Origin of the sequence: Mesorhizobium sp. M2A.F.Ca.ET.067.02.1.1 (assembly GCF_004023285.1) — a bacterium.
Classification (GTDB): domain Bacteria; phylum Pseudomonadota; class Alphaproteobacteria; order Rhizobiales; family Rhizobiaceae; genus Mesorhizobium.
The window spans coordinates 1-20,158 of sequence record NZ_RZSB01000034.1 but is presented as its reverse complement, the minus strand read 5'-3'; the positions used below and the strand labels follow the sequence as shown (position 1 = coordinate 20,158).

The following is a 20,158-nucleotide window of genomic DNA, read 5'->3' as shown; positions in this document are numbered from 1 at the left end:
CAAAAAGACAATGCCGCATGACACGCCCCTTATCGCCACCATCGTCGCCGGTCTGGGGCTGGCATTCGTCTTCGGGGCTTTGGCCAACCGTTTCCGCATCCCGCCGCTTGTCGGTTACCTCGTCGCCGGCGTCCTGGTCGGGCCGAACACGCCGGGCTTCGTCGCCGACGCCAGCCTTGCCAACGAGCTCGCTGAAATCGGCGTCATCCTTTTGATGTTCGGCGTCGGCCTGCATTTTTCGCTGAAGGACCTTCTGTCCGTCCGCGCCATCGCGGTGCCGGGCGCGATCGTGCAGATCGGCTTCGCGACCCTGCTTGGCGTCGGGCTTGCCTGGCTGCTCGGCTGGCCGCTGGGCGCCGGCCTGGTCTTCGGACTGGCGCTTTCGGTCGCCTCGACCGTGGTGCTTTTGCGCGCTCTGCAGGAACAGCGGCTGATCGAGACCGAACGCGGCCGCATCGCGGTCGGCTGGCTGATCGTCGAAGATCTCGCCATGGTGCTGGCGCTGGTGCTATTGCCCGCGCTAGCCGGCGTGCTCGGCGGCCAGCCGCAGGTCGATGATCATACGAGCCTGCTCTCGCTGCCCGCCAGCTACGGCATATGGGGCGTTGTCGGCATCACGCTGGCCAAGGTCGCAGCCTTCGTCGTCGTCATGCTGGTCGTCGGGCGCCGGGTCATTCCCTGGATCCTGCATTATGTCGCCCACACTGGCTCGCGGGAACTGTTCCGGCTGTCGGTGCTGGCTATCGCGCTCGGCGTCGCCTTCGGCGCGGCGAAGCTGTTCGGCGTCTCGCTGGCGCTCGGCGCTTTCTTCGCCGGCATGATCATGAGCGAGTCCGAGCTCAGCCACCGCGCGGCGGAAGAATCATTGCCGCTGCGCGACGCCTTCTCGGTGCTGTTCTTCGTCTCGGTCGGCATGCTGTTCGACCCGCTCAGCCTGATCAGCAACGGCCTGCCGATCCTCGCCACCTTGGCCATCATCGTCGTCGGCAAGTCGCTCGCCGCCTTCGTCATCGTCATCGCCTTCCGCTATCCGATCGCCACCGCGCTGATGATTTCGGCGAGCCTTGCCCAGATCGGCGAGTTCTCCTTCATCCTGGCCGAGCTGGGCGTCGGCCTGAAACTGCTGCCCGAGCAGGGCCGCGACTTGATCCTGGCCGGCGCGATCCTCTCGATCCTGCTCAATCCGCTGATGTTCCTCCTTGTCGACTGGATGAAGCCGTGGCTGGAAAAGCGCGCCGGCAAGACGGCACCTGTCGAACAGCAAAGGCCGATCGGCCCGGCCACCGAGCCCGGCCAGGTTGCTTCGGTCCAGGCAACGCCGGGAAAGGAAGACGGCCCGCCGCCCAAGACCGCGCTTGCCGGCCATTCCATCCTGATCGGTTACGGCCGCGTCGGCAGCCTCGTCGGCGTAGCGCTGAAGGAAGCCGCCCTGCCCTTCCTGGTGATCGAGGATGCCGACAAGACGCTGGCCAAGCTGCGTGACGACGGCATCGAGACGGTGGCCGGCAATGCCGCCAATGCGGATGTCTTCGCGGCCGCCAATCCGGAAGGCGCGAAGCGGCTGATCCTCGCCATCCCCAATGCCTTCGAGTCCGGCCAGATCGTGCTTCGAGCCCGCGCCGCCAATCCTGCGAGCAATATCATCGCCCGCGCGCACTCCGACGCCGAGGTCGAGCATCTGAAAAGCCTCGGCGCCGACACGGTGATCATGGGCGAGCGCCAGATCGCGCGCGGCATCCTCGAGGTGGTAACCGGCAAAAACACCGGTGCGTCCGGGCCCGCCATGGCGATCAATCCGCAGCCCGCTTGATGCCTTTCAGGCGTTGAACGCGGAACCGCCATTCTGCGCGATATCGCTGAGATATTTCGCCGGCGGCTTGCCCAGCGCCTTCTTGAACATGGTGATGAAGGCGGTGACGGATTCATAGCCGAGATCGCCCGACACCCGCTGCACGCTGGCGCCGGCGGACAGTTCCCTGAGCGCCACGATCAGGTGCAACTGCTGGCGCCAGCGGCCGAAACTCAGGCCCGTCTCCTTGACGACGAGGCGCGCCAGGCTGCTTTCGCTGAGCGCCACCCGGTTGGCCCATTCCGCCAGCGTGCTGCGATCTGCAGGGTTGTCGGCCAATGCTTCCGCGATCCGGCGCAGCCGCGGCTCGGCCGAGATCGGCAAATGCAATTGCTGCACCGGCATGAGCGGCAGCTCGGCGAGCAGGACCTTTCCCAGGAAGTCGCAGCGCGGGTCGTCCGGCGCGCATTCCGACAGCTCGATGATCACTTCGCGCAGCAGCGGCGAGATCGAAAGCGTGCAGCACCGATCCGGCAGGTCGGCGGCGCCTGGCTCGATATAGACGAAGAAAATCCGCGCATTCGCCGTCGCGATGTTGCTGTGTTCTATGCGGCTCGGCACCCACACGCCGCAATGCGGCGGCACCATCCAGAGCCCGGTCGGAACCCGACAGGTGACGGCGCCGCCGAGCGCGAAGACGAGCTGCCCCTTGCGATGCCAATGCGCGCGCACCTCGGCCCTGGTCTCGGTGACATCGACGCCAACGGCGATCGCCGGCACGGCCACGTCGTCGACATCGAAATCCAGCCAGGGCCAGCGGAGTGGCTGTCTCATGATTGAATGTTTTTAGCGATCATTTGGCTTTACCTCTAGATTCTCCAGTCACGAAAGTCGATAGGTTCGCGACGATATCCTCGCAATCGATCGCGTCTCAGACGTCAATTCAAAGGTGGGCCATGCTCGCTCTCGCCATTTCTTCCGACAGCCCCAGCCGGCTGAACCTCACCGAGGCCGACGAGCCAAACTGCAATGCGAACGAAGCATTGGTCGCAATTCATGCAACATCATTGAATCGTGGCGAGCTGCGCCTGCTCGCCATCCGCCCCGACGGCTGGATCCCCGGCCAGGATATCGTCGGCATCGTGGAACGCGCGGCGGCCGACGGCTCAGGCCCGGCCGCGGGCACGCGCGTCGCGGCCTTGGTCGACCAGGCCGGCTGGGCCGAACACGTCGCTGTTCCGACCGACCGCCTCGCCGTCATACCTGACGGGGTCGGCTTCGCCTCGGCCGCCACGCTTCCGGTCGCGGGCACGACGGCGCTGAGGACTTTGCGCCATGGTGGCGATCTCGCCGGCCAGCGGATCCTGATCACCGGCGCAAGCGGCGCTGTCGGCCGTTTCCAGATCCAGATCGCCCGCGAGCAAGGCGCTTCCGTGGCGGCGATCGCCTCAACCCGGCATCACGATGACCTTCGCAATCTGGGCGCCGGGCAGGTCGTCGAGTCGATCGAACTGGCCGAGGGGCCGTTTTCGCTGATCACCGAGTCGGTCGGCGGCAAGAGCCTCGCCGCCGCGATCGAACATGTCGCCCCGGGTGGAACGATCGTCATGTTCGGCTCGAGCAGCGGCGAGCTCACGCCTGTAGGGTTTCGCCAGTTCGTTCCTGGCCAGCGAAGGCGCCAAGCTGCAGACCTTCGCCTATTACTCATCCGGTTCAGCCATCGGCGCCGACATCGCCGCCCTGCTCGATCTCGTCGCGGCCGGCAGGCTGGAAACCCGCGTGGCCATGACCGTGCCGTGGACGGACATCGGCCAGGCCCTGGACGCGCTCAGACAGCGCAGCTTCAGCGGCAAGGCCGTCCTCACTGTGGCTTGAAATCAGCCAGGTCAGACGTGCTGGCCGCCATTGATGTGGATTTCCGAGCCGGTCACGTAAGACGACTGGCCGGAGCACAGGAAGTAGATGATGTCGGCCACTTCCGAGGTGCCGCCCAGCCTTCTCAGCGGGATCGTCTCGACTATTCTGTCCGTGCCTGGCGACAGGATCGCCGTGTCGATCTCGCCCGGCGCGATCGCGTTGACGCGGATGCCATGCGGACCGAAATCATGCGCCATCTCGCGCGTCAGCGAGCCGAGCGCCGCCTTCGACGTCGCATAGGCCGTGCCGGCAAAAGGATGCACCCTCGTGCCGGCGATCGAGGTGACGTTGACGATCGAGCCCTTGGCGGCGGCGAGCTCTTTGAACAGGCCCCTCGCCAGCATGATCGGCGCGAAGAAATTGACCTGGAAGACGTCGCGCCAAACATGCATCGGCGTCTCGATCGAGTTCATCCGGCTGCCGTCCTTCAGCTTCGGTGAGATGCCGGCATTGTTGACCAGCGCGTGCAGCTGTCCGCCATGCGCCTCGAGCCGGTGGCGGATCTCCGACACGGCGATGCCGACATCTTCCTGGTCGGCGAGGTCGACCTTGATGTGATCCTCGGGGCCGGCCGGCCACGGGCAATCCTCGGCGAAGGCCTGGCGCGAGCAGGTGATGACGCGCCAGCCCTCGCGCGAGAAACGCTTCACCGTCGCATGGCCGATGCCACGGCTGGCGCCGGTAAGCACGATGGTTTTTCTGCTGTCGGTTTCGGCCATGAACTTTGTCTCCGGCCGGACATGTAGCCGAAGGCGGCAATCATTGCGAGAGGGCGAGTTGCCGCCGCAGCGATGATCCCGGAAAGGGGCTTCCGGTTTTCGGGATCGTGACGGAAAAAAACTGGAGCCGTCCGATCTGGCGAACGGGCTTCAACCCCCGCCCAAAATATCGAGGATCGAGGTCTGTCGCCTTTTCTTCGGTCCGCCGACATCGCCGGGCGGCACCGGATGCTTGATCGAGGCGGTCGACTCACTGTCGCTGGGCATGTCGAAGCCATCTGCATCGACCGTCTGGGCTGGACGCGGCTGCCGCGCGGGCGCCTGGGCAACGGGTTGCGGGGCGGCGGGCTGCGACTGGCCGACGGCCGCGGGCGGCGCGGACGGCTGCGAGGCATCCGCCGAGGGGATCTCGTCCGGCACGATCGTATCGGACGGCGTCGACTTCCAGGTGCCAGGCAGCGGCCTGACCGGCACGCCTTCATGCGCGGCCACCATGAATTCGTGCCAGGCCTGCGCCGGAAGCACGCCGCCGGTAACCTTCTTCATCGGGCTGCCGTCGTCATTGCCGAACCACACGCCGGTGGTGAGATTGGCGGTGTAGCCGACGAACCAGGCGTCGCGCGAGTTCTGGCTGGTGCCGGTCTTGCCGGCCGACGGCCAGTTGAACGCCGCCTTCTTGGCGGTGCCGGCCTCGACGGTACCGGTCATCATCGAGTTCATCATGCCCACGATATCGGCCTTGATGACGCGCGGCGCGCTGCCGGTGCTGCCCGCGTAGAGCACCTTGCCGTTTGCTGTCGTGATGCGCTGGATGAAGTGGATGTCCGGCTTGTAGCCGCCATTGGCGAAAGGAACATAGGCCGAGGTCAGTTCAAGCGGCGTCACTTCCGAGGTGCCCAGCGCGATCGAGGTGTTGGCCTGCAGGTCGGACTGGATGCCCATGCGATGCGCGGCCTCGACCACGGCGTCGGGGCCGACTTCCATGGTGAGCTGCGCCGCTACCGAGTTGAGTGACTTGGCGAGCGCCGTCGCCAGCGTGACCTTGCCGTAATATTTGCCGCCGTAATTGTCGGGCGTCCATTTGCCTATCTTGATCGGCGCATCGTTGCGGATGCTGTCCGGCGTGCGGCCGGCCTCCAACGCCGCCATATAGACGAAGGGCTTGAAGGCGGAGCCTGGCTGCCGGCGCGCTTCCGAGGCGCGGTCGAACTGGCTGGTCGAATAATCATAGCCGCCGACCATGGCGCGCACCGCGCCAGAATCGTCGATCGACACCAACGCCCCTTGGGTGACGTTGAGCTTCTTGCCGCTCTCGTCAATCAGCCGGCGGATCGATCGTTCGGCAAGCTTCTGCAGGTTGAGGTCGACCGTGGTAGTGATGACGATGTCGCCGCGCACGTCGCCGATCAGGTCGGGAAGCTCGTCCATCACCGTGTCGGCGACGTAGTTCTCCGAGCCGGTCCAGTAGGACGGCGCGCGCGTCGCCGGCGCGCTCAGCGCCGTCTTGTATTCCTTGTCGCCGATCTTGCCGGTCTCGCGCATGGCCGCGAGCACGAGCTGCGCCCGCTCTTCGGCCGCCTTCGGGTCGCGCGCCGGCGAAAGCTTCGACGGCGCCTTCAGCAGCCCCGCCAGCAGGGCTGCCTCCGAAAGCGACACGTCGCGCGCGCTCTTGCCAAAATAGCGTCGCGAGGCCGCCTCGACGCCATAGGCGCCCGAACCGAAATAGACCCGGTTGAGGTACATTTCGAGGATCTGGTCTTTCGTGTGCTTGTGCTCGAGCCACAGCGCCAAAAGCACTTCCTGGACCTTGCGCTCCAGCGTGCGGTCCGGCGTCAGGAACAGGTTCTTGGCCAGCTGCTGCGTCAGCGTCGAGCCGCCCTGCGAGAAATGCCCTCCGAGCAGGTTGGTGACCATGGCGCGCGACAGGCCGATGGGGTCGATGCCGAAATGCGAATAGAAGCGCCGATCCTCGATGGCCACGACCGCTTCGGGGATATAGGGCGACATTTCGTCCAGGCCGACGGCCTCGCCGCCCGACGCGCCGCGATTTGCGATCAGCGCGCCATCGACCGAGACGATCTTAATGTTGGGCGCGCGGTCGGGGACCGACCACGTCGTCGCCGCCGGCATCTTGGCGCCGTAATAGACGACGACGCCGGCCGCCGCGATGCCGCCCCAGATGCACAGCACGAAGCACCAGTAGGCAAGCCGCGTGGCGATGCCGAGCAGTCCGCGCCGTTTGCGGTCGCGGCCACGTCCGCGTGATTTCGCCTTGGCGGATTTGCCCTTTGCAGCGGATTTGCGGGTGCGCGGCACGACGCGATCCTCCTCGCTCACCGAAAAGCCCTCGGAGGATTTCGCGCGCGGCGATCCCTCGAAGCTCGGTTCGATGCGACTGTCCCTGCGGTTCGCCATGCGCTCTAGTCTGTCTGTCCCCGGTACCGATGGCGTTCGGGTTGAAGAGTAGATGCGGCGGTTTAAAGGCGCGTTAAAGCAGGGTTTATGCAGGATTTTGAAAACCGTTAGGGTTTTCTGAATCCAGCTTCTAACCGATCGCCGCGGGCAGCAGCCGCCTCATCCGGCGCACTCTGGCTCCTGACGGCGCCGGCGGCTGGCCACCGTGATCAATTCTGCTGGATCGAAATTCCTTTGTCGTCGATCTTGAGCTCGACGCCTTTCGGCCTGGTCTGCTCGCGATAGACATAGACGCCGAGCGCAATGACCACGACCACGAGAGCGCCGATGATGACATAGAGCATGTTCTGCTTCATGGCGCGTCCCCGATGCCTGCTGGAAGATCAGGCCTGTTTCACCAGCTTGATCAGCACCAGCAGGACCACCGCGCCGATCGTGGCGTGGATGATCGCGGCAAGGATCCCGCCGCCCACGGCAAAGCCAAGCCTTGGGAATATCCAGCCGGCAATCAGGGCGCCGACGATGCCGACGACGATGTTGCCGACCAGTCCGAAGCCGAAACCCTTGACGATCAGGCCGGCAAGCCAGCCGGCGATCGCGCCGATGATGATGAAAACGAGCAGGCTTTCAATTCCCATTGCCAATCCCTCAGTGAGCGGAGGACCAACGAAGCCACGCCCCCCGAATCGGCCATCCGACTGTGACGGATGGAACCTATTGGAAAGCGGCCGGCCTCGCCAGCGCCAGCTTCATTCGTCGTCGTCACCCGATGCCGGACGCCAGCTCGTCGGATCGACCTTCTTTTGCGTGTCGCTGTCGGTGTAGACCCACCAGCCGCCATCGCGATACTGGCCGACGGATTCATTGACGACGCCGTCGCCGTCCTTCCACAGAATGGTGACTTTCGACCCGTCCTTCGGCGCGCTTTCTATCGGTTTGCGCTCTGCCATCTCACTCCCTCCACGAACCGGCCCGCTCCGTGAACCGGCCGAACCGGCAAGAACGCCCGCCGCCGCGCCGGGTTCCGTCAGCTATGCGCGAAAATGTCTTCCTCCGCCCAGCCCATAAGGTCGAGCTTGGCGCGCGTAGGCAGGAAACGGAAGCAGGCGTCGGCCTCCTTGGTGCGGTTTTCGCGCGCCAGGCGCGCCGCCAGAACCTCGCGCAGACGGTGCAGATAGAGCACGTCGGAGGCGGCATAGTCGAGCTGTTCGGGCGAGAGCGTTTCCGCTGCCCAGTCCGAGGATTGCTGCGCCTTGGACAGGCCGATGCCGAGCAATTCGTTGCACAGATCCTTCAGCCCGTGGCGGTCGGTGTAGGTGCGGACGAGCCGCGAGGCGATCTTGGTGCAGAACACCGGCTCCGCCATGACACCGAAGGCATTGTAGAGCACGGCGATGTCGAAGCGGCCGTAATGGAACAGCTTGGTGACCGCGCGGTTGCGAAGCAGGCTGACGAGATTCGGCGCTTTCTTCTGGCCAGGCGCGATCTGGATGACGTCGGCGCTGCCGTCGCCGGGCGAGATCTGCACAACGCAGAGCCGGTCGCGATGCGGGTTCAAACCCAGCGTTTCCGTGTCGATGGCAACCGCCCCGACATTGTAGCGGGTGAGGTCGGGCAGGTCGTTCTTGTGGAAACGGATATCGGTCATTCTCTTCTCCGGATCGCGGCCCGCGGCGCCGCGCATCGCCTGGGATGCGTCAGCAGCAGCAGCGCGTTGCGCTGGTCATTCGTCCTCGCCGCGATCCGGAGAAAAATCAACAGAAAGTTGAATCTCACATCTTGCGCGATTTCCGCCTCACCGGGTCAGAGCATCGAGGATGCGCGCCCAGGACCGCTGTCCCTTGTGGAAGGAGGTCAGCTCGTATTTCTCGTTCGGCGAGTGGATGCGGTCGTCGTCGAGGCCGAAACCGACCAGTAGCGATTCCATGCCGAGATAAATCTGGAAATCGCCGACCACGGGGATGGAGCCGCCACCGCCGGTGGTGATAGCCTGCTTGTCCCATTCGTCGGACAGCGCGTCCTTGGCCTTGGCCAGGAACGGCGAGTCGTAGGAAAGCTGGATCGCCGGCGAGCCGCCATGCGGATGGAATTCGACCGAGCAGTCGCCGGGGATGCGCTCGCGCACGAAGGCCTGGAAGGCGGCGCGGATCTTCTTCGGGTCCTGCTTGTGGACCAGCCGGAACGACACTTTCGCCGAAGCTTCCGCCGCGATCACCGTCTTGAACCCCTTGCCGGTATAGCCGCCTATGATGCCGTTGAATTCCGCCGTCGGCCTTGCCCAGGTCATTTCGAGCACCGAGCGCCCCTTTTCGCCGGCCGGAATGGAAAGACCGACCGGTCCGAGGAAGGTCTCGGCCGTCTCGCCGAGGCCTTCCCAGGATTTCAGTACTTGGCTGGGCGTCTCCTCGACCCCGTCATAGAAGCCTGGAATGGTGACGTGGCCATCCTTGTCGTGGATGTCGGCAAGCACCTTGGCCAGGATGCGGATCGGGTTGGCGGCCGGGCCGCCATAGAGGCCCGAATGCAGGTCGCGGCTGGCCGCCTTGACGGTGACCTCCTCGCCGACCATGCCGCGCAGCGACACGCAGATCGACGGCGTCTCGCGGTTCCACATGCTGGTGTCGCAGACCAGCGCGAAATCCGCCTTCAGCTCGGCGGCGTTGGCTTCCAGGAACGGCTTCAGCGACGGCGAGCCGGATTCCTCCTCGCCCTCGAACAGGATGGTGACGCGGCACGGCAGATTGCCGTGCACCTGCTTCCATGCGCGGCAGGCCTCGACGAAGGTCATCAACTGTCCCTTGTCATCGGCCGAGCCGCGGCCGGTGATCACCTTGCGTCCAGGCTCGATCTCCTTGATCGAAGGCGCGAACGGGTCGGTGTCCCATAATTCGATCGGATCGACCGGCTGGACGTCGTAGTGGCCGTAGAACAGCACATGCGGCGCGCCTGCCGGTCCCTCGTGATGCGCCACCACCATCGGATGTCCGGGCGTGTCGCGCACACTCGCGTCGAACCCGATCAGCTTGAGCTCGGCAACCAGCCATTCCGCGCCCTTGCGGCAGTCGGCGGCGAAGGCCGGATCGGTGGAGATCGACTTGATGCCGAGCAGGCCGAACAGCCGCTCCAGGCTCCGATCGAGATTCTGGTCGAGACGCTCAAGGACGGGGGAGATTCTGGACATGCTTTTGCCTTTCGATTTTGGCCAGACCCTAAAGGGCCACGCCGAAAACGAAAAGCCGTGATTGTTGGACCAACCCGGGCAATCGCTGCCGCACCACAAAAGAAGACCGCCGTGGTGGAGGGGGAACCACGGCGGTCTTTACTCGAAACGTTGCGGCAGCCCGGAGAGGGGGGATAGGCTGCCGCAGTTTGCCCGGGATAGGCGGGGGACGGGCCTTGCTCCGGACTTCGGCGAAAACTGCCGATAACGTGTATTTGGGTCTGTGAACGTGGCGATTCAAGGGCATGAAACTTACACTTTTGTAACATGCCCGTGAGCGCCCGAATTCCGGCCGGACAGGATCTGTCAGGGGTGTTGCCCGAACCGGTGGGTTCCGAAGCCTTTGGCATGGACCGCGAAGGCTGGCCGCGCTATCCCTGCCGGCATGAAAAAAGGCGACCACCTCTTCCTCGTCGACGGCTCCGGCTACATTTTCCGCGCCTACCACGCGCTGCCGCCGCTCAACCGCAAATCCGACGGCCTGCCGACCAGCGCCGTGCTTGGCTTCTGCAACATGGTTTGGAAGCTGATGCAGGACGCCCGCAACACCAATGTAGGCATCGTGCCGACGCATTTCGCCGTCATCTTCGACTATTCCTCGAAGACGTTCCGCAGCGATCTCTACCCGGAATACAAGGCGAACCGCTCGGCGCCCCCGGAAGACCTGATCCCGCAATTCGGACTGATCCGCCAGGCGACCGTGGCCTTCAACCTGCCCTGCATCGAGATGGAGGGTTTCGAGGCCGACGACATCATCGCAACCTATTGCCGGCTCGCATGCGAGGTCGGCGCCGACACCACCATCATTTCCTCCGACAAGGACCTGATGCAGTTGGTCGGCCCGACGGTGGGCATGTACGACCCGATGAAGGACCGCCAGATCGGCATCCCCGAGGTGATCGAGAAATGGGGCGTGCCGCCGGAAAAGATGATCGACCTGCAGGCGCTCACCGGCGACTCGGTCGACAACGTGCCGGGCGTGCCCGGCATCGGGCCGAAGACCGCGGCGCAGCTTCTGGAACAGTTCGGCGACCTTGACGGACTGCTGGCGCGTGCCTCCGAGATCAAGCAGGACAAGCGGCGCGAGACCATCATAGCCAATGCCGACAAGGCGCGCATCTCGCGTCAGCTGGTGAAGCTGAAGAACGATGTGCCGCTGAAGGAGGAACTGGACGACCTGGTGCTGCACGCGCCGGACGGCCCGAAGCTGATCGGCTTCCTGAAGACCATGGAATTCACCACGCTGACGCGACGCGTCGCCGAGGCGACCGCGACCGAGATCGGCGACGTCCAGGCTTCCGCCGTCATCGTCGAACGAGCCGATGCCGCGCATGGCCCCGATATCGGCGCCGGAGCGCCACCGCGACAGCCGGCGCCTCAATCAAACGGCAACGCAAAATCCGCCGCGCCTGTCACAAGAGGCGAGGACGCGCCGCCGCAAGGCGACACCCCATCGCTCCTCTCCGCGCTGCGGCTGGAACAGGCGACGGCGCGCAAGATAGACCCTTCGGCCTATGGCGCCATCCGCGACGCGGCCGCGCTGAAAGCCTGGATCGGCGAAGCCCGCGACGCTGGCATCCTCGCCTTCGACGCCGAGACCAGCTCGTCCGACCCGATGCAGGCGGATCTCATCGGCCTGTCCATGGCGATCGCGCCCGGTCGCGCCGTCTACGTGCCGCTTGCCCACAGAAACGGCAACGGCGACCTGCTTGGCGGCGGGGTGCTGGAGAACCAGATCCCGGTCCGCGAGGCGCTGGCGCTGCTCAAGCCGCCGCTCGAGGACCGGTCGGTCCTGAAGATCGTGCAGGACATGAAATATGACATCGTCGTGATGAGCCGGCACGGCATCGAGGTCGGACCATTCGACGACACGATGCTGATCTCCTACGTGCTCGATGCAGGCACGTCCGGCGGTCACGACCTCGCCTCGCTGTCGGAGAAGTGGCTGGGCCACGCGCCGGCCTCGAAGAAGGAGCTCGCCGGCTCGGGCAAGAGCGCCATCGGCTTCGACCAGGTCGATATCGAGCGCGCGACCGCCTATGCCGGCGAGCAGGCCGATCTGGCTCTGCGGCTGTGGCAATTGCTGAAGCCCCGGCTCGCCGCCAAGGGCCTCGTTTCCGTCTACGAGCGGCTGGAACGGCCGCTCGTGCCGGTGCTTGCCCGCATGGAGCAGCGCGGCATCTCGGTCGACCGCCAGATCCTGTCGCGGCTGTCGGGCGAACTGGCGCAGGGCGCCGCCCGCGTCGAGGAAGAGATCTACGGCATCGTCGGCGAGCGCATCAACATCGGCTCGCCGAAGCAGCTCGGCGACATCTTGTTCGGCAGGATGGGCCTGCCAGGCGGCTCGAAGACCAAGACCGGCCAGTGGTCGACCTCGGCGCAGCTTCTTGAGGACCTGGCCGCCGAAGGCCATGAGCTGCCGCGCAAGATCGTCGACTGGCGTCAGCTCACCAAGCTGAAGTCGACCTATACCGACGCGCTGCCCGGCTTCATCAACCCCGGCACCAATCGCGTGCATACCTCCTACTCGCTCGCCGCGACGACCACGGGCCGCTTGTCATCCTCCGATCCCAACCTCCAGAACATTCCGGTGCGCACGGCCGAGGGCCGCAAGATCAGGACCGCCTTCATCGCCGAGAAGGGCCACAAGCTGGTCTCGGCCGACTATAGCCAGATCGAGCTGCGCGTGCTTGCCCATGTCGCCGAGATCCCGCAGCTCAAGCAGGCCTTCGCCGACGGCGCCGACATCCATGCCATCACCGCGTCGGAAATGTTCAACGTGCCGGTCGAGGGCATGCCTTCGGAGGTGCGCCGGCGCGCCAAGGCGATCAATTTCGGCATCATCTACGGCATTTCGGCCTTTGGCCTCGCCAACCAGCTGTCGATCCCGCGCGACGAGGCCGGCGCCTATATCAAGCGCTATTTCGAGCGCTTCCCCGGCATCCGCGACTATATCGAGGAAACCAAGGCCTACGCGCGGGAAAACGGCTTCGTGGAAACCATCTTCGGCCGGCGCATCCACTATCCGGAGATACGATCCTCCAACCCGTCGGTCCGCGCCTTCAACGAGCGCGCCTCGATCAACGCCAGGCTCCAGGGCACCGCAGCCGACATCATCCGCCGCGCCATGGTGCATATGGAAGAGGCGCTGGAGAAAGCGAAACTCTCGGCCCGCATGCTGCTGCAGGTGCATGACGAACTGATCTTCGAAACGGTGGAAGCGGAAGTCGAAGCGACTATTCCCGTCGTGCGCCGGGTCATGGAAAACGCGCCGATGCCGGCGGTCTCAATGTCGGTGCCGCTGCATGTCGACGCCCGGGCGGCGGATAACTGGGACGAGGCGCATTAGGCGGCATGCCGAGAGGCGCCGCGATCCGTCGCCCCCCTCTCTGTGCTGCCGGACATCTCCCCCTCAAGGGGGGAGATTGGCGGTTCCGGCGCCGGCGCTCGTCTTGCAACGTTTGAAGATTGGCGAAAGCCGTGACTACGGCTGATCTCCCCCCTTGAGGGGGAGATGTCCGGCAGGACAGAGAGGGGGGCTCCGCGCCGGCGTCAACCGGCTAGCTGATACTTACGCAGCCTCGGCCCTGCACTTCGCGCACACGCCGCGAAACTCGATCACCGCCTTCTTGGCCGCGAAGCCCGTCGAGCGCACCCATTCGTCCAGCCGGTGGCCGACGTCGTGGTCGGACATCTCGGTGACCTGGCCGCAATTGTCGCAGATGGCGAAGGCGGTCATCGAATGGCTGTGGTCGTGCGGCTCGGCGCAGGCGACGAAGGAATTGAGGCTTTCCAGCCGATGCACGAAACCGGACTTCACCAGCGTGTCGAGCGCCCGGTAGACCTGCAGCGGGGCGCGGAAACCGCGCTCGCGCAGCTGGTCGAGCAGCGTATAGGCGCTGAGCGGCCCGCTGGACGCCTCGAGCTTCTCGAGCACGCAGAGCTGGTTCTTGGTCAGCGCATCTCTTGCCGTCATCTTGTTCGCCCAATCGACGCTTGCACGCGCGACCGCATGCCAAGGACTTCAATTTCCCCTGAGATAGCGACGAACGAGCGATTTTGCCACTGTTTCCGCAGCGCGTCTCCTCAGGCACAGGTCGGGCGAGACGGTTCGCCGGCTAACCGCTACTTGCGCGGCGGCCCTTTGCGTTCGGCCGAAGCCGCCCAGAGGTTGATGTCGGACTCACGCGCGTAAGTATCGATCTCGGCAAGCTCGGCATCGGAGAACTCGAGCGCCTTGAGCGCGCCGACGCAATCCTCGACCTGTTCCGGCCGGCTGGCGCCGATCAGGGCCGTGGTCACGCGGCCCTTGCGCAGCACCCAGGCCAGCGCCATCTGCGCCAGCGTCTGGCCGCGGCGAGTGGCAATGGCGTTGAGCGCCTTGATGTTGGCGATCGACTTGTCGTTGATGAAGGCCGGCCTGAGCGACTTGCCCTGGGATGCGCGGCTGCCCTCGGGGAGGCCGCCGAGATATTTGTCGGTCAGCATGCCTTGCGCCAACGGCGAGAAGACGATCGAGCCGATGCCCAGCCCCTCCAGCGTGTCGAGCAGCCCGTCCTCCTCGACCCAGCGGTTGAGCATCGAATAGCTCGGCTGGTGGATCAGGCAAGGGGTGCCGAGCTGCCGCAGAATATCGGCCGCCTCGCGCGTGCGCTGCGAGTTGTAGGACGAGATGCCGGCATAAAGCGCCTTGCCCGAGCGCACCGCGTGGTCGAGCGCGCCCATGGTTTCCTCGAGCGGCGTTTCCGGGTCGAAGCGGTGCGAATAGAAGATATCGACATAGTCGAGCCCCATCCGCTTGAGGCTCTGGTCGAGGCTCGCCAGCACATATTTGCGGCTGCCCCATTCGCCATAGGGACCCGCCCACATCTCGTAGCCCGCCTTGGTCGAGATGATCATCTCGTCGCGATAGGCGGCGAAATCGGTGCGCAGGATCTCGCCGAACGCGGTCTCCGCCGAGCCGGGCGGCGGACCGTAATTGTTGGCGAGATCGAAATGCGTGATGCCGAGGTCGAAGGCCTTGCGCACGATCGCCTGCTTGGTCCGGTGCGGCGTATCGTTGCCGAAATTGTGCCACAGCCCGAGCGAGATCGCCGGCAGCTTGAGGCCGGAGCGGCCGCAGCGGTTATAGATCATCTTTTCGTAGCGGTTCTCGGCGGCGACATAGGGCATGGGAAAAATCCTCGGGATCGAAGCGGCGCCGCGAGCGCCGCTAGAGCATGAAGCCGAAAAGTGCGGAGCGGTTTTCGGGCGACTTCATGCTCGGCTCAGGGGTCAATTGAATCGATGCTTGCCCCTACCCTTACCCCCTCCCCGCCGAAACGGGGAGGGGTTGCCACCTAGTTTTTCTTGGCCAGCAGCGCCTTCGCGTCCTTGACGCCGAGCGCGGCCGGCCGCTCGCAGGTCGTCTGCATGGTGACGTATTTGCCGCTTTCGCCGGAACGCAGGATGCCGGTCATCACGTCGACGGCGTGCAGCGCCAGCTCCATCGAGCAGCGGTGCGGCCGCCCTTCGGCGATTGCGATCGCCATGTCGGCAAGACCGGCGGTGCGGTAATTGGCCATCATGCCCTGGCCGTGCATCTCGTTCGGCACGCCGAACGGGTGGTTCCATTTCGGCAGCTTCTTCACCGGCTTGGCCGCGTCGGTGAAGCGTACCTCGCCGCCGAAGAAATTCGGGTCCGGCACGAAGGCGGTGCCCAATTCGCCATAGAGCTCCATCGGCGCGTGGCCATGACTCCAGACGTCCCAGGAGGTGTTGAGCGTTATCACCGCGCCGTTGGCGAATTCGAGCAGCGCATGGATCGTGGTCGGCGTGTTGACCGGGATTTTTTCGCCCGCGCGCGGTTTGGAGCTGATCGTCCGCACCTTCGCCGGGGTCGTTGCGAAGGCCGCCACCTGTTTCACCGGCCCGATCAGCTGGATCAGGTTGGTGACGTAGTAAGGTCCGATGTCGAGCACCGGGCCGGCGCCCGGCTGGAAAAAGAAGTCCGGATTGGGATGCCAGTGCTCCATGCCGTGGCCCATCACATGACAGGTGCCGCTGGTGATCTTGCCGAGCTTGCCGCTGTCGATCAGCTCGCGCGCCAGCTGGTGCGCGCCGCCGAGGAACGTATCCGGCGCCGAACCGATGCGCAGGCCCTTCTTCTCGGCCCGTTTCTTGAGGTCGAGTCCTTCCTCGATCGACAGAACGAAAGGTTTTTCCGAATAGACATGCTTGCCGGCGTCGAGCGCCTGCCTCGACACTTCGTAATGCACCGCCGGAATGGTGAGATTGACGATGATGTCGATCTCGTCGTCCTTGAGCAGATCGTCGACCGTCTCGGCACGGAGCTTGAATTCCTTCGCCCGTGCCTTGGCCGCATCCATGTTGATGTCCGCGCAGGCGCGCATCTTGATGCCACGGAACAGCGGCGCCAGCGAGAAATATGCCTTCGATATGTTGCCGCAGCCGATGACGCCAACGCCAAGCTTGTCTGCCATTTCGATTACTCCTGCCAGCTCTTGGCTGCCGCGATCGAGCGACGGGCATAGCGCTCGATGTCGTTGGGGTTGTCCTGTTCCATGATGAAATACTGCGCCGCGCTTTTTGCGCGCAATGTCTTGAAAAGGCTCGCCCAGTCGATCGTGCCGTGGCCGACGTCGGACCAGCCGTCCTCGTCCAGTCCCTCGCCCGGCTTGGCGATATCCTTGACGTGCACCGCGACGATGCGCTTGCCGTGTTTTTCGATCCAGGGCAGCGGATCGGCGCCGCCGCGCACCACCCAGGCGACGTCCATTTCCCAACCGATGTCGGGTGCGGCGGACAGGATGTGGTCCTGCGGCAGCGAGCCGTCGGCAAGCGCCTTGAACTCGAAATCATGGTTGTGCCAGGCAAAGCCGTAGCCGGCCTTTTTCGCCGTCTCGCCCACCTTGGCCAGGCGCTCGCCGAAGCCGCGCCAGCCGGCGGCGTCGGAAGGACGCTGGTCGGGCATCAGATAGGGGCAGACCAGCAGCGTGATGCCGAGCGCGTCGGCGATCTTGCGCACGCCGCCGAAGTCGTTTTCCAGCGCGTCGATCGACAAATGCCCGGTCGGCATCGCCAGCCCGTTCTTGTCGAGCTCGGCGCGGAAGGCTTTCGGGTCGTCATAGACGCCGCCGAAACCCTCCACTTGCTTGTAGCCGAGCTCGCCGAGCATTCTCACCACGCTGTCCCATGGCTGGAAATTGCGGGCGCTGTAGAGTTGGAATGACCAGTTCATCTGTCCTGTCCGTTCGGTTGGTCCTGGGAGATTAAATTCGGTTGCCTGTTTGAGCGTCGAAGAGCGAGGCGCGCATCGGATCGAAGCCGACGCTGATCGGATCCCCGTTCTTCGGCGTGCGTTCGGAGGTGACGCGCACGGTGAAGTTCTGCCCGCCGAGTTTCAGCCACACCAGCGTATCGGAACCCATGGGCTCCACGACCTCGACATTAGCCGTCGCGGCGAAGGGCCAGCCCGTGCCGCTGTTGAAGGCGACATGCTCGGGCCGGATGCCGAACACTGCGGGGCCTGGCGCCGGCTCCTTCTCGAAGGCATAGGTCGCAAGCGGGATGCGTACATCCTCCACGGCAAAGTGCCAGTCGCCGCCGTCCTTCTCCAGCCTGCCGTCGATGAAATTCATCGCCGGCGAACCGAGGAAGCCGGCGACGAAGCGGTTGACGGGGCGGTTGTAGATCGTCTGCGGCGCATCGAGCTGCTGGATCACGCCGCCCTTCATCACCGCGATGCGATCGGCCAGCGTCATCGCCTCGATCTGATCGTGGGTGACGTAGATCATCGTGTTCTGCAGGCGGCGGTGCAACAGCTTGATCTCGACGCGCAATTCCGAACGCAGCTTGGCGTCGAGATTGGAGAGCGGCTCGTCGAACAGGAAGACATCGACGTCGCGCACCAGCGCCCGCCCGATCGCAACGCGCTGGCGCTGGCCGCCCGAAAGCGCCGAGGGCTTTCTCTGCAAAAGCGGCTCGATCTGCAGGATCTCGGCGGCGCGAGCGATGCGTTTGGCGATCTCGTCCTTCGGCACGCCGGCGACACGCAGGCCGAAGGAAAGGTTCCTTTCCACCGTCATCTGCGGATAGAGCGCGTAGGACTGGAACACCATGCCGATGCCGCGATCCTTCGGTTCTTCCCAGGTGACGTTCTTGCCCTTGATGAAGATGCGGCCGTCCGAAATGTCGAGCAGACCGGCGATGCAGTTGAGCAAGGTCGACTTGCCGCAGCCGGACGGTCCGAGCAGCACGATGAACTCGCCCTCGGCGACATCCAGGTTGAGCGTCTGCAGCACCGAGACGGCGCCGAAATTGAGCGACAAGTCCTGGATCGAAACGCTGGGATTGGCGATGTCCATCATCATCCTTTCACCGCGCCGGCGGCAATGCCGCGCACGAAGAGCTTGCCGGAAACGAAGTAGACGATGAGCGGAACCAGCCCGGTCAGGATGGTTGCGGCCATGTTGACGTTGTATTCCTTCACGCCTTGCACCGAATTGACGATGTTGTTGAGCTGCACCGTCATCGGATAGGTGTCGGGGCGCGTGTAGACGACGCCGAACAGGAAGTCGTTCCAGATGCCGGTCACCTGCAGGATGATGGCGACGACGAAGATCGGCAGTGACATCGGCAGCATGATGCGCAGGTAGATGCCCCAGAAGCCGGCGCCGTCGACGCGCGCGGCGCGGAACAGCTCCTCCGGCATCGAGGTGAAATAGTTGCGGAAGAGCAGCGTCAGGATCGGCATGCCGAAGATCGAATGCACGATCACCAGCCCGGTCAGCGAGCCGTAGATGCCGATCTCGCGCAGGATGATGACGATCGGATAGATCATCACCTGATAGGGAATGAAGGCGCCGACGATCAAGATGATGAAGAAGGTGTCGGCGCCCTTGAAGCGCCAGTTGGCCAGGGCATAGCCGTTCACCGAGGCGATCGCGATCGAGAGCAGCACCGACGGCACGGTGATGCGCACCGAATTCCAGAAGCCGCGCGACAGCCCGTCGCAATTGAGCCCGGTGCAGGCGGTGGCCCAGGCCTTCACCCAGGGCTCGAAGGTGATCTCCATCGGCGGCGAGAAGATGTTGCCGAGGCGGATCTCGGGCATGCCCTTCAGCGACGTGACGATCATCACGTAGAGCGGCAGAAGATAGTAGAGCGCCACCACGATCAGCGTGCCGTAGAGGAAGATGTTGCGGCGCGACAGCACATGCCGCGGCTTCGGGCCGCTGGGGCCGGCGGCATCGCGCCTGAGCGCTTCGGCGCCGGGGGATAGGGAGGCGACGTCAGCCACGTTTCTTGCCTCCGAATTCGAGATAGGCCCAGGGCACGATGACGATCACCACCGAAAGCAGCATCATGGTCGAGGCGGCGAAACCCTGGCCGAGATTCTGGGCGAAAAACATGTAGTCATAGACATATTTGGCCGGCACTTCCGAGGCGATGCCGGGGCCGCCGCTGGTCTGCGCCACGACGAGGTCATAGACCTTGACGATGCCCGCGGCGATGATCACCAGCGTGGTGATGAAGACCGGCCGCATCATCGGGATGATGATGAAGAGATAGGTCTTCCAGGCGGGGATGCCGTCCACCCTCGCCGCCTTCCAGATATCCTCGTCGATGCCGCGCAGGCCGGCGAGCATCAGGCACATGATGAGCCCCGTGCCCTGCCAGAGCGCCGCGATCGAAATGCCGTAGATGACGATGCTGGAATTGTAGAGCGGGTCGAAGCTGAAGCTTGTCCAGCCGAGGTCGCGCACCACGCGCTGCACGCCGAAATCCGGATTGAGCAGCCATTGCCAGACCAGCCCGGTGACGATGAAGGACAGCGCGAAGGGATAGAGGAAGATGGTGCGGAACGTGTCCTCGAAGCGGATCTTCTGGTCGAGAAGCGCCGCCAGCAGAAAGCCGATGACCAGCGAGAACACCAGCGAGATCGCGCCATAGATCAAGAGGTTCTCGATCGAGACCAGCCAGCGCGATGTCGACCAGAGCCGGTGGTACTGGTCGAGCCCGACGAAGTTGAGCCGAGGCAGGAGCTTCGAATTGGTGAAGGAATAGAGCACCGTCCAGGCCGTACCGCCGACGAAC

At 64.5% G+C, this 20,158-nt stretch carries 17 protein-coding genes and 1 pseudogene; 3 read left to right on the top strand and 15 right to left on the bottom strand.

The features are described from left to right. The first annotated feature begins 10 nt into the window (after positions 1–10). Positions 11–1,810, top strand: coding sequence for a YbaL family putative K(+) efflux transporter (ybaL, locus tag EOA28_RS05680; RefSeq protein WP_245501476.1), 1,800 nt, complete (start codon positions 11–13; stop codon positions 1,808–1,810). Between the two features lie 6 nt (positions 1,811–1,816). Here the strand turns inward: ybaL and EOA28_RS05675 are convergent, their stop codons facing one another. Then, a complete protein-coding gene (locus tag EOA28_RS05675; protein WP_127250038.1) occupies positions 1,817–2,623 on the bottom strand; it encodes a helix-turn-helix transcriptional regulator in 807 nt (268 codons plus the stop codon). Positions 2,624–2,745: 122 nt separating this feature from the next. Between EOA28_RS05675 and EOA28_RS41090 the strand changes: the two are divergent. Continuing rightward, positions 2,746–3,664 (top strand): annotated as a pseudogene (locus EOA28_RS41090) (zinc-binding dehydrogenase). A gap of 11 nt (positions 3,665–3,675) precedes the next feature. On the opposite strand, the gene EOA28_RS05665 reads toward EOA28_RS41090, so the two are convergent. The 7 genes from EOA28_RS05665 to EOA28_RS05635 all read right to left on the bottom strand — a co-directional run bounded on the left by EOA28_RS05665 (position 3,676) and on the right by EOA28_RS05635 (position 10,021). Continuing rightward, on the bottom strand, positions 3,676–4,425 hold the full coding sequence (locus EOA28_RS05665) for an SDR family oxidoreductase (protein ID WP_126081172.1): 750 nt from the start codon (positions 4,423–4,425) through the stop codon (positions 3,676–3,678). Positions 4,426–4,575: 150 nt separating this feature from the next. Next, the gene (locus EOA28_RS05660; RefSeq protein WP_127250039.1) at positions 4,576–6,840 is read right to left on the bottom strand and encodes a transglycosylase domain-containing protein; all 2,265 of its coding nucleotides are present in this window, start codon (positions 6,838–6,840) and stop codon (positions 4,576–4,578) included. 209 nt (positions 6,841–7,049) lie between these two features. After that, the gene (locus EOA28_RS05655; RefSeq protein ID WP_126064347.1) at positions 7,050–7,196 is read right to left on the bottom strand and encodes a hypothetical protein; all 147 of its coding nucleotides are present in this window, start codon (positions 7,194–7,196) and stop codon (positions 7,050–7,052) included. Positions 7,197–7,223: 27 nt separating this feature from the next. Further along, positions 7,224–7,478 carry a GlsB/YeaQ/YmgE family stress response membrane protein gene (locus EOA28_RS05650; RefSeq protein WP_042640778.1) on the bottom strand — a complete coding sequence of 85 codons (255 nt, stop codon included), beginning with the start codon at positions 7,476–7,478 and terminating at the stop codon, positions 7,224–7,226. A gap of 111 nt (positions 7,479–7,589) precedes the next feature. Beyond that, positions 7,590–7,790, bottom strand: coding sequence for a hypothetical protein (locus EOA28_RS05645; RefSeq protein ID WP_127250040.1), 201 nt, complete (start codon positions 7,788–7,790; stop codon positions 7,590–7,592). Between the two features lie 77 nt (positions 7,791–7,867). Continuing rightward, the gene (locus tag EOA28_RS05640) at positions 7,868–8,488 is read right to left on the bottom strand and encodes a ribonuclease D (RefSeq protein ID WP_127250041.1); all 621 of its coding nucleotides are present in this window, start codon (positions 8,486–8,488) and stop codon (positions 7,868–7,870) included. A 147-nt stretch (positions 8,489–8,635) separates the two neighbouring features. Then, positions 8,636–10,021, bottom strand: a complete 1,386-nt coding sequence (locus EOA28_RS05635; RefSeq protein WP_128314686.1) for a M20/M25/M40 family metallo-hydrolase — start codon at positions 10,019–10,021, stop codon at positions 8,636–8,638. 424 nt (positions 10,022–10,445) lie between these two features. Here EOA28_RS05635 and polA point away from each other — a divergent pair, with 424 nt between their 5' ends. Beyond that, entirely contained in the window at positions 10,446–13,409 is a 2,964-nt protein-coding gene (gene polA, locus EOA28_RS05630) for a DNA polymerase I (RefSeq protein WP_189341935.1), read from the top strand. A 222-nt stretch (positions 13,410–13,631) separates the two neighbouring features. On the opposite strand, the gene EOA28_RS05620 is transcribed toward polA, so the two are convergent. The 7 genes from EOA28_RS05620 to EOA28_RS05590 form a co-directional block, all read right to left on the bottom strand. After that, complete coding sequence (locus EOA28_RS05620) at positions 13,632–14,036, bottom strand: Fur family transcriptional regulator (RefSeq protein ID WP_042640862.1); 405 nt, start codon at positions 14,034–14,036, stop codon at positions 13,632–13,634. Positions 14,037–14,185: 149 nt separating this feature from the next. Then, positions 14,186–15,232: an L-glyceraldehyde 3-phosphate reductase gene (mgrA, locus tag EOA28_RS05615; protein WP_127250044.1), complete on the bottom strand. Its 1,047-nt coding sequence runs from the start codon at positions 15,230–15,232 to the stop codon at positions 14,186–14,188. Positions 15,233–15,399: 167 nt separating this feature from the next. Then, on the bottom strand, positions 15,400–16,542 hold the full coding sequence (locus EOA28_RS05610; protein ID WP_128314685.1) for a Gfo/Idh/MocA family oxidoreductase: 1,143 nt from the start codon (positions 16,540–16,542) through the stop codon (positions 15,400–15,402). A 5-nt stretch (positions 16,543–16,547) separates the two neighbouring features. Then, positions 16,548–17,300, bottom strand: coding sequence for a sugar phosphate isomerase/epimerase (locus EOA28_RS05605; RefSeq protein WP_127250046.1), 753 nt, complete (start codon positions 17,298–17,300; stop codon positions 16,548–16,550). A gap of 31 nt (positions 17,301–17,331) precedes the next feature. Beyond that, complete coding sequence (ugpC, locus tag EOA28_RS05600) at positions 17,332–18,429, bottom strand: sn-glycerol-3-phosphate ABC transporter ATP-binding protein UgpC (protein WP_127250058.1); 1,098 nt, start codon at positions 18,427–18,429, stop codon at positions 17,332–17,334. After that, entirely contained in the window at positions 18,429–19,361 is a 933-nt protein-coding gene (locus tag EOA28_RS05595; protein WP_126081163.1) for a carbohydrate ABC transporter permease, read from the bottom strand. Before EOA28_RS05595 ends, ugpC begins: the two co-directional genes overlap by 1 nt. Continuing rightward, positions 19,354–20,158 (bottom strand): sugar ABC transporter permease (locus EOA28_RS05590; RefSeq protein WP_148670661.1); only part of this gene is annotated, 805 nt, incomplete at its 5' end. The genes EOA28_RS05595 and EOA28_RS05590, both read right to left, overlap by 8 nt.